The organism is Phenylobacterium sp. (assembly GCF_025351295.1).
Lineage (GTDB): Bacteria > Pseudomonadota > Alphaproteobacteria > Caulobacterales > Caulobacteraceae > Phenylobacterium.
This window is the reverse complement of the sequence record NZ_JANXWD010000063.1, coordinates 1-10117: the sequence shown is the minus strand read 5'-3', so window position 1 is coordinate 10117 and position 10117 is coordinate 1. Positions and strand designations below refer to the sequence as shown.

Sequence of the window (10117 nt, the reverse complement as noted above, 5' to 3'; positions counted from 1 at the left end):
CCAGCACGAAGAACTTGCGCCGGGCGTGCGCCCAGCACGCTGCCTCCAGGACCGGGGTGGGCTGGCGCTGGGCGGCGTAGAGCTCGCCATAGCCGCTGTAGGCGTCGGCCTGCAGCACGCCGGTCCAGCCCCGCAGATGGGGGGTGGGATGCTCGCCTCTTCGATCGCGCGAGTAGTAGAACACCGCCGCCGGCGGCGCGGCCCCCGCGAACGGGCGGTCGTCGCGGACGTAGACCCAACACCGGGCGATGTCGGTCTTGCCCTTGGCCAGCACCGGGACGGTGGTGTCGTCGCCTACGATCACCAGTATGCCGCCATCGCGGCGTCGGTTCGCGACCGCCAGGACGTGGTGGTGACCAGCGGCACAGGCTCTGGCAAGACGGAGTGTTTTCTGCTCCCGCTGGCCGCCGCTCTGGTGGAGGAGTCCGCCCGCTGGGGGGTCTGCCCGCCGGCCCCGGCGACCCACGACTGGTGGAATCATCCGGCACCTCCGGGGACTCAGGGTCGCTATCACCCTCGGGTGCCGCAGCGCGCCCATGAGAATGCCGTGGTGCGGCCCGCCGCCATGCGGGCACTCGTTATGTATCCGCTGAACGCCCTCGCCGAAGACCAGCTGGTGCGCCTTCGGGTTGGCCTGGATGGGCCCCCTGCGCGCGCCTGGCTCAATGCCAGGCGCGGCGGCAACCGCTTCTTCTTTGGGCGGTACACCGGCCGAACACCCGTCGCCGGCGATCGCACCGCCTCAAAGCTAGCTGAGCTCCGCCAGGAGCTGCGGGCGATGCAGGCCGACGCGAACGCCGTCGCGGCCACGCCAGACGCCGCGAAATTCTTCCAGGACCTGGGCGGCGCCGAGATGTGGTCGCGCTGGGATATGCAGGACCAGCCACCCGACATCCTGATCACCAACTACAGCATGCTGAACATCATGCTTATGCGGAACGTCGAAGCTCCCATTTTCGACGCGACGCGGGACTGGCTTGAATCGGATAGCCGGAACGTCTTCCACCTGATCGTTGACGAGCTACACACATATCGCGGTACGCCCGGCACGGAGGTCGCCTACCTGCTCCGCGTCCTGCTGGACCGGCTCGGTCTTTATCCCAACCACAATCAGCTGCGCATCATCGCGTCCTCGGCCTCGCTGGAATCAGGCGGCGGCGGCCTGGACTATCTTGAAGGCTTCTTTGGCCGAGGCCGGGGCCGTTTCACGATCATCGACGGCCAGCAGCAGCCGATCGATTCCGGCCGGGCGGCCGGCATCCCGGCCCATTCAGCCGCGCTTGCCGATCTCGGCGCGCGTCTAGCGGCCGGCCAGCCCCTCGCTGCGGCCGCGGCCGCATTTGAAGCCGCGGCCGGCTCGCCGCCACAGCCGGGGGCGCCCCCGGAGGCCCGGCTGGGCGCCGCCTTAGCGGATGCAGGCGCTGTCGACGCGATCCGCCAGGCCTGTTCCACAGGCGCTCCCGTCCGCAGCCGCCCTCTGCAGGCCAGCCAGATCGCCGAAGCGCTTTTCCCGGGGCAGCCGAACGCCAGGGCGGCGGCCGAAGGCATCATCGCGGGGGTGAGTCTCGCCCAAACCCCTGTCGGCGCGCCGCTCCTGCCGGTGCGGGCGCACATCATGTTCCGAAATGTGCAAGGGCTCTGGGCCTGCTCGGATCCCGCCTGCGCCACGGCGCCGCCGCGGACGGATCCCTGTCCCGTGGGCGCGCTGCACCATCTTCCTACCCTGGGCTGCGGCTGCGGCGCCCGGGTTCTCGAACTGCTCTATTGCGAGCCCTGCGGCGAGGTGTTCCTGGGCGGTTACCGGGGGGACGCCGGCAATCCGGGCGCATGGCGCCTCACGCCGGACTTCCCCGATCTGGAGCAAGTCCCCGACCGTGCGGGGGCGGAGCGGGATTACAGCAACTTCGCGATCTTCTGGCCGGCCGCGGGCCGAACGCCAGCGACGCCCAACTGGCAGGAATCGAACATTCCGCGGGAGTGGCGCCGCGCCAGCCTCGACCGGAGGACCGGCATTGCAGCGATCAGCACGGCCGGCGACGGCTATCTCTACTACGTGCCGTCGATGCACCGCCCGCCGCGCGGCGGCGCCCGGCGGCCGCAGCCGCCCTCGGCCTTCCCCTCAAAGTGTCCCCGCTGCGACGCCTCTTGGACCGGTCGGGATGTCGGCTCACCGATCCGTGGCCAGCGCACCGGCTTCCAGAAGGTCGCGCAGGTCCTTGGCGATACCCTCCTGCGGGAGATTGCTCCGCCCGGCCTGGAGCGAAACCGCAAGCTCGTGGTCTTCTCCGACAGCCGCCAGGACGCCGCCAAGCTCTCGGCGGGCATGCGCCAGGCCCACCACCTCGATGCCGTCCGCCAAGCCGTCGTGCTTGCGCTGGCCGTCTGCGGCCAGGGCGCCGCAGCGTTCTATCGGCAGGCGCAGGGTCAGGCGCTGACCCCGGAGGAGCAGGAAGCCGCCACGGCCTATCTGCAGTCCTTTCCGAATGAGGCCACGATCCTCAGCATGGGAGCCGGCCCAGCGGCAGGCCTGCCATGTCCGTCGGCCCCCGGACGGACCTTTGGCCAAGCTGCCGCTGACATCGTAGCGCAGGCCGCGACCGGTCCCTACCTGCTCGATGAAGTCTTCCGGGACGCAGAGCGGCGAATGCTCCAGGCCGGCGTCAATCCCGGCGGCTACAGCAACGAAGCGCTCTGGACGGACCACGACAACCAGCGGGGAAGCTGGCGGGACCTGTTCGACTGGAATGGCCCGGCGCCCGCGCCCCGCTACGCCGGCCTGACGCCACAGCAGCAGACCCATCTAACGCGGCTTCGCCAGCTTGCCCTGGCCGCCGTCGTCAACGTCGTTTTCGCGTCTGGGCGCCGGGGATTGGAGTCCCTGCAGATCGCCCATGCGTCGGTTCTCGGAGGAGCCCCTGGCCAAGGGGACGCCCTCGTTTGCCAGGCCGCCGACAGCGCTCTGCGCCTGCTTGGCGAGCGGCGCCGAGTGCAGGATCCGCCCTATACGGCGGTCGGCGCCATCGCTGCGCCGGGATTCCTGCGCGACTATCTCGCCGAAGTCGCCCGGGTGAACGGTCGCAACCCGGCTGCCTTCGAGACGGAGGTTACCGCACGCATTCAGGCGGCCGGCCTCGTCACCAGCTTCCTTATCGATCCCATGGCGCTTCGAGTTCAGCCCGCAGGCGCGAGTTCCTACGAATGCACGCGCTGCCGCCGCGTTCATCTTCACCCCAGCGGCAGCGTCTGCACGGACTGTCAAGGCCAGCTGGGCCCAGCTCAGCCCGTGGGCAGCGGGGCGACCGCTGATGACTACTACCTCTATCTCGCGCGCGACGCCGGAGAGCTTTTCCGGCTGAACTGTGAAGAGCTCACGGGGCAAACTAGCAAGTCATTCGCGCGCCGGCGCCAGCGGCTCTTTCAAGGGGTTTGCCTGCCTCCGCCGGAAGAACTCCCGCTGACCGACACAGTCGACCTCCTCAGTGTCACCACCACCATGGAGGCGGGTGTCGATATCGGTTCGCTGCTGGCGGTGATGATGGCGAACATGCCACCCCTGCGGTTCAACTATCAGCAGCGGGTCGGCCGCGCTGGCCGGCGCGGCGCGGCGCTGTCCCTCGCCCTGACGCTGTGCCGTGGGCGCAGCCACGACGACTACTATTTCCAGCGTCCTGACGGCATCACGTCCGATCCACCGCCTCCGCCCTATGTCGACATGTCGGTGCGGCCCATTCTCGAACGGGTCCTCTCCAAGGAGGTCCTGCGCGAAGCGTTCGACGACCTGGGCCTTTTCGCCCAGGCATCATCAGAGAGCGTTCACGGCGAGTTCGGCGAGACCGCGGCCTGGGCCCAGCCCGCACCCCAGCCTCCCGTCGGCGCTTCGCCTGGCGCTACCGTCCGCGACCTCGTTGCTGGGTGGATCGCCGCCAACAGTGTTCGGGTCGAGGAGATTTGCGACCTGCTGCTGGCCGCGACCCATGCGGGCCTGCAGGCGCAGCGCCCCGCGATCCTGGCCTACGCCACCACTGGGCTCGTGCCGCGCATCGACGCTGCTGTCGCGAATCCACATCTCGTGCAGGACCAGCTTAGCGAGCGCCTCGCGAACGACGGCGTCCTACCGATGTTCGGCTTCCCAACACGAGTGCGCTTTCTCTTTCACAAGCGCCCCACGGCTGGCGGGAAATGGCCTCCCGACGATGTGGTCGATCGGCCGCTCGATCTAGCCATCAGCCAGTTCGCGCCCGGATCGGAAACGGTGAAGGAAGGCCTGATCCAGACGGCCGTTGGGATCGTCAACTATCAGCGGCAGGGGAACCAGGCGGTGGAGATGCCGGCACCGCTCGGTCCGGCCATCCCTCTCGGCATTTGCCGGCGCTGCCAATCGATCGACACGCGAACGCCGCCTGCGCCGACCTGCACGGTCTGCAACGGACCGCCGGCTGAGTACCAGGTTGTCGACCTGTCCCAGCCGTCCGGCTTCCGGACCTACTACAACCAGGAACGCGACTACGACGGCAGCTTTGAATGGACGCCCCGGGCGACGCGCCCAAAACTCGGCATGGGGGCAGTGAACTTAGCGGCGCACGCCAACTTCGACATCTTCAGCGGCCCAGAAACCGTCTACGTCATCAACGACAACAGCGGCGGCCTCTTCGAATTTGAAAAGTTCTGGGGCGAGAGCTGGATGACCCGCGAGGCGCTTGCCAAGGTGGGCGGCTCTATTCCCGCGACGCCAATTGCTGGCCCCGATCGACGGGCGCTGGCCGCGATTAGTCCCACGGATGCACTGATCGCCGGGATTCATGCGTGGCCGGCGGGCGTGATCGCAGATCCTCTCAAAGTCGAGGGCAGGGCGGCGCTTTACTCCCTGGGCTTTATGCTCCGGCGCGCGGCGGCGGTTCGGCTCGATGTTAGCGATTCCGAACTGAAGATCGGCCTGCGGACGACCGTGAACGCTGCAGGCGCGGTGATCGGGCAGATCTTCATTTCAGACACGCTGGAAAATGGCGCCGGCTACAGCACCCACCTCGGCGCGCCGGCCGAGTTCCAGGCGCTGCTGAACGACCTTTGCGGGCCTGCCGCGCTCAACCGACTCGATCTTCGGGTCCGGCCCGATGACCACGGCAACGCCTGCCATACGTCGTGCCACGACTGCATGCGCGACTACAGCAATCTGGCCTATCACAGCATTCTTGACTGGCGGCTGGGCATCGACATGGCTCGGCTGGCGCTGGACCCGGCCGCGCCCATCGATTTCTCCCCGCCCTACTGGGCCGGGCAGGCGGCGCTCGCGGTTCAGCGCCTGCGTGACGCGCTTCCGGGCAGCACATTGACTCAGCACGCAGGCCTGGACGCGGTGGAGCATGGCCGGCGCGCCTATATCGCCGCACATCCGCTTTGGGACACCCGGCCCGCCTCGCTGCACCCCGCCCTGGCCGCAGCGCAAGCGTCGGCCTCCACCGCTGGCCTGGCCGTGGAGTTCCGTTCGACTTTTATGCTGATCAGGCGGCCGCTGTAGGGTTCATCGAAAAAGGGGAGGGAAACCCTTCCAATTTGCGGCAAGCGAAGTTGAAGGTGACCATACAACTATGCGCCACGATGAAATCCCGGAGCAGCTGCGAAACCGCGCCTTCGACTTCTTCTTCAGGTTCTCGCGGTTCGAGTACGCGCTAAAGGAGGCGCGCATCCTCAGGGACGAACGAGTCGGGGCCAACGCCGAAGTTAGTCGCGGGTCCAGAGCGGCCACCTCGTGACCGGACTTCAGAACGGCGACGTTACTTGGGGAGTCACTGATCACCGAGAAAGCGGCCTGGACGCCCGACAGCGAGCGCTGCTTGTACATCTCGAACCACACGAAGTCCGGCAGGACGGCGACGTTGGTGGGCGAAGCAAGAAAACCGCGCAGCGACGCCGATTGCAGCATATTGCTGTCAACGACCAGCCGCCGGTGCATGTTGCCTCCTTGGTGGAAGAGGGTAATAGTATAGAATCACGCGGATATAGGGATATGGCGTTGTCTACGCCGGTTAGAGAAGACACTTTCTGTCACCGTTAGAAATGGCACAAACGGTTGATGTCGGGGCGGCGGGCGGGCGCGGAGCCCTGCCATCGCGCAGAGCCCGAACGCCGCCCCGGCGCACTGAACGATCAGCTTCGTCTTTGTTTTCCGAGTGCGCCGTCAGGCGCGCGAGGCACGTAGGCTTGTGAGCGCCGACGTTGGATTTCGTCGCACCTCGGTGTTCTAATCGGGCGATGAGTCAGAACTTCGAAGATTTCACGGCTGCCCTGGCCAAAGGATCGGGGCGATCCGTGCTGATCATGCGGCAGGCCGCGAACCCACGATCCTTTGAGGATGCGGTGGTCCATGCGTGCCTGCACGATCTTGCCTACGATCCCCAATGTGAGCACGAGCGCAGCGAGTATTTGGCTCGCCTGATCGTCGAGACCGGTGATGAAACGGGGCTCTTTGGCCGGTTGGTGGCCCAAATCAAAGACCAAGAGGTGGATGCTCCGCTGCTATTCACCGTGCTCGCCCGTTTAGCCGCGAAGAACGGCGATTTCGAAAAATCCGCCGTTCAGAGGGCCTATTTGGATTTAGACCCGGAAGCCCAGCTTGATTGCTTGGATGCGCTCGTTCGGCTCGTCGGCATGCCTGCATTTATCGAGGGCGCCGCGCGTATCGACGCCGATCTAGAAGGCGAAGGCTGGCGGGCAGGGGGGCTGCTGGATGCTCTGAAGGATCACGATGAAGCAACCTTTGACCAAAGCGTCGGTGCGGCTCGCGCAGAGCACCCGAGTGTCGAAAGGCTCATGGCGCAATATGAGGCTTCCAACCAACCGACACGGGTGGCCGATGGATCTTACGATTTGCCGGCTATCCTTGCTGAACTCCGCCAGGGAAAGCGACTACGAGGCGTAATATTCAAGGACCTGTCGAGCGACGACTGGCAATTGATTTGCGAGGACTTCCTGGCACAGGACCGGGAAGAAGTTGCTCTTCCGTATCTGACTTTGTTTGGCCGGCGTCCATTTACGGGAAATCCCGTCGAGCTGGTCCGTTGGACCAAATCTTCGAACTCGAGAGTTGTGTGGGCGGCGACGCGGGCTCTCGGGCGCATGGAGTCGGCGGTCGTCAGAGAGATGGCTTTAGAGCAGATACGAGCAGGTAGACCGAGCGGTGCTCGGCTACTGGCGTCAAATTACAGGTCGGGAGACCTGGCAATGATATTGCCGATGTTGCGCGATCTCCCTGACAACGATGAAGTTCACGATCTCGGCCTCGCTATCCTGAACTTGACGGGTGAGAACGACGTATCGGCGGAGGACAGCGCCGACGTCCTTCTTTTGCTCTACGAGCGCACGCCTTGCAGCATGTGCCGAGCCGACGTTGTTTCCCGGTTATTCAAGGCGCAACGAGTGCCGGATTGGATGGCTGATGAGTGCCGGTTCGACTCCGATCCTGAAGCAGTTGAACGCCCAGATGGAGTTGATGCCGGTTCCTACGGGCGTCGGGGTCACCATCACGCGCACCGCGACTGTCGTCCCGTTGCCGCAGGCGGCCTGACTCGATGAGCGCCCCCCTCCCCGGCCCGCTCGCCGGCAAGCGTGGCCTTGTCGTCGGCATCGCCAACGACGACAGCATCGCCGCCGGCTGCGCGCGTGCTTTCAGCGCCGCCGGGGCCACCCGCATTCAACCGCGTTTGGTAGTCGAGAGTTGAGCCGCCGTTCGCGAGCTTCTTCGACGCTAAGTCGGTGACGACCCCGAGAGTTTCGGCTGCGACGCTGGCGCTCGTCTACCAGCGGACAGCGGAGACAAGCTGCTTTAAGCGAGAGTCACCGTGAAATTTGCGCCGCTACCCGGCACTGCCGCCCCGAAGTCCAGTGTCCCATTGTGCTGCCGAACCAGGCCGCAGATCACCCGCATGCCAAGCCCGCCCTGCTTCGCCGGGTCGAAGCCCAGCGGCAGGCCTGGGCCGTCGTCGCTCACCGTGACTGATACACCGCGATCTGCCGGCGCGATCTGCACGGCGATGTGCGCGGCGCCCTGCTTGGCCGCGTTCGTGACCAGTTCATTGACGATCAGGCCAAGCGGCATGACCAGGGTGGTGGCCACCACCGTCGCACGTCCGTCGCACGTCAAGCTGGCGGCGCCAGCCACGTCGGCCAGATCGACGCACAGACGCTTGAGATATTCGAGCGCGCAGGTGCTCTCGACCTCATCGTCCAGATAGAAGCGCTGGTGAACCCGCGACACCGCCGTGACCCGGCCGGCGGCGATGCGCAGCTGTTCGGCCGCCTCCGGGTGAACGGCGCCGCGGCTCTGCATGTCCAACATTCCAGAGACAAACTGCAGGCTGTTCATCACCCGGTGGTCGATCTCGCGTCCCATCATCTCGGCGCGGTCGAGCGCTGTCGAAAGGTCGGCGATCGCGCGCCGGGCTGAGAGGCGCAGCTCCATCTGGTCCATGACGAGCGATGCAAGCCCCTTCAGGTAGCCGAGCTGGTCTTCGGTGACCGTGCGCGGCTCGGGGCCGATGACGCACAGTGTGCCGAGATTGAAACCGTCGTGCGTGCGCAGCGGAACGGCGACGTAGAAGCGCAGGCCGAACTCGCCCGCCACCAGCGGATTGGCCAGGCTCCGGGCATCGGTTGACGCGTCGTTGATCACATAGGGGCTGTCCTCCAGGATCGCCGAGGCGCACAGGCCCGGGTCCCGGCCGATCTGCTCGACCTCCAGCCCGTGATGGGATTTGAACCAGATGCGGTCGGTATCGACGAGACTGATGATCGAGATTGGCGTCGAGAAGAGCTTTGCCGCCATGGCGGTGATCTGGTCGAACGAGCCGTCTGGGGGCGTGTCGAGGATGTCGTAGCGACGCACGGCTTCGATGCGACGGATCTCGTTGGGCAGGACGGCATACGTCATCAGGCGCTCGGATCGTGAACTTCGAACCATCGCAATCTGACTCAGGGAGCTCGAAAAGTCGATTCGGCCCGCTACGGAGAGGGCGGCTTCGACCAGTTATGGGGGGGATGGAGGAGCCGGGTTGCAAGCGCTCCAGCCTGAACCTAACAGTTATTCCGACAAACGTCGCGCGTAGGAAAGCGAGCGGACAAGCGAGGCTAGGACGTGATCGATCTGGAATATCGGCCGTTGGGCGCAGACAGTTCGGTCGGTTGTTCGATCTCACACGCGATCCTGCGCCGCGGCCACGCCGGCGAGATCACAACGTGGCAGCGGACATGACTTCGGGCGCGAAGGCGGGTCAAAGCTTCGCGCGGTTGTTCCGAGCCTCGCCAGCGCCCTTTCTAATCCTTGAACCTGATGCGCCGCGGTTCACCATTGCCGAGGTCAACGACGCCTATCTGGCGGCCACCATGCGGACCCGTGAAGATGTGATCGGGCGCGGCGTCTTTGAGGCTTATCCCGATAACCCGGACGACCCGATCGTCGAGGGCGTGCGCACCTTGCGCGCCTCACTCGAGCACGTGCTTGCGTCCAAGAAGCCGGACACCTTGCCCGGCCTGAAGTACGACATCGCCCGACCGGACGGCACGTTTGAGGCGCGGTGGTGGAGCCCGGTCAACTCGCCGGTGCTCGACGATAATGGTGAGGTGGAGGCCATCATCCACAACGCCAATGATGTGACGGAGCAATATCGCGCCGAGGCCGCGCTACGCGAGAGTGAATCCCATTTGGCGAATGAGCTCAGGCACACGACCGTGCTGCGCGATCTCGCGGCGCGGCTTGTCACGGAGGAAAGCGGATCGGCGATCCACGGCGAGATCCTGTCCGCCGCGATGGCCATCACGAAGTCCGATGGCGGGACCGTCCAAGTCTACGACCCGAAAACCAGATCGCTCGTGCTGCTCGTAACACAAGGCATGCCGCGCGAAATGACCGATTCCTTTCACCGGGTCGACGCCGCAAGCACCACGGCGTGCGGGATCGCACTCATGACCGGCCAGCGCGCCTTCGTCGATTTCGACCAAAACGAAACCGACGAAGCCTGCCGAATGCACGTTGAGGCAGGATATCGCTCGGCTCAGGCGACGCCGCTGCTGTCGCGCGACCGCTCCCCGGTCGGCATGATCAACACACACTGGCGGGCGTCGGGTC

General features: G+C 65.7%; 6 protein-coding genes and 1 pseudogene. 4 read left to right on the top strand and 3 right to left on the bottom strand.

Features of this window, described 5'->3' with window-relative positions; translation table 11 throughout:
* Positions 1-295 (bottom strand): annotated as a pseudogene (locus Q0R13_RS09410) (transposase); the annotation flags it as partial.
* Positions 296-346: 51 nt separating this feature from the next.
* Here Q0R13_RS09410 and Q0R13_RS09405 point away from each other — a divergent pair.
* Positions 347-5515 carry a DEAD/DEAH box helicase gene (locus tag Q0R13_RS09405; protein ID WP_293902899.1) on the top strand — a complete coding sequence of 1723 codons (5169 nt, stop codon included), beginning with the start codon at positions 347-349 and terminating at the stop codon, positions 5513-5515.
* 3 nt (positions 5516-5518) lie between these two features.
* Here the strand turns inward: Q0R13_RS09405 and Q0R13_RS09400 are convergent, their stop codons facing one another.
* The gene (locus tag Q0R13_RS09400; RefSeq protein WP_293902897.1) at positions 5519-5950 is read right to left on the bottom strand and encodes a hypothetical protein; all 432 of its coding nucleotides are present in this window, start codon (positions 5948-5950) and stop codon (positions 5519-5521) included.
* Between the two features lie 299 nt (positions 5951-6249).
* Between Q0R13_RS09400 and Q0R13_RS09395 the strand changes: the two genes are divergently transcribed.
* Together Q0R13_RS09395 and Q0R13_RS09390 are read left to right on the top strand one after the other, a co-directional pair.
* The gene (locus tag Q0R13_RS09395; RefSeq protein ID WP_293902895.1) at positions 6250-7569 is read left to right on the top strand and encodes a hypothetical protein; all 1320 of its coding nucleotides are present in this window, start codon (positions 6250-6252) and stop codon (positions 7567-7569) included.
* Positions 7566-7715: a hypothetical protein gene (locus Q0R13_RS09390; protein WP_293902892.1), complete on the top strand. Its 150-nt coding sequence runs from the start codon at positions 7566-7568 to the stop codon at positions 7713-7715. Before Q0R13_RS09395 ends, Q0R13_RS09390 begins: the two co-directional genes overlap by 4 nt.
* 104 nt (positions 7716-7819) lie before the next feature.
* On the opposite strand, the gene Q0R13_RS09385 is transcribed toward Q0R13_RS09390, so the two are convergent.
* Positions 7820-8923, bottom strand: a complete 1104-nt coding sequence (locus tag Q0R13_RS09385; protein WP_293902889.1) for a histidine kinase dimerization/phosphoacceptor domain -containing protein — start codon at positions 8921-8923, stop codon at positions 7820-7822.
* Positions 8924-9228: 305 nt separating this feature from the next.
* On the opposite strand from Q0R13_RS09385, the gene Q0R13_RS09380 reads away from it, so the two are divergent.
* A partial coding sequence (locus tag Q0R13_RS09380; RefSeq protein ID WP_293902886.1) for a PAS domain-containing protein occupies positions 9229-10117 on the top strand: 889 nt, incomplete at its 3' end.

Coding starts and splice junctions, on each gene's coding strand:
- Q0R13_RS09400 (WP_293902897.1), bottom strand. CDS start 5,950: ATGCACCGGCGGCTGGTCGTTGACAGCAATATGCTGCAATCGGCGTCG.
- Q0R13_RS09395 (WP_293902895.1), top strand. CDS start 6,250: ATGAGTCAGAACTTCGAAGATTTCACGGCTGCCCTGGCCAAAGGATCG.
- Q0R13_RS09390 (WP_293902892.1), top strand. CDS start 7,566: ATGAGCGCCCCCCTCCCCGGCCCGCTCGCCGGCAAGCGTGGCCTTGTC.
- Q0R13_RS09385 (WP_293902889.1), bottom strand. CDS start 8,923: ATGACGTATGCCGTCCTGCCCAACGAGATCCGTCGCATCGAAGCCGTG.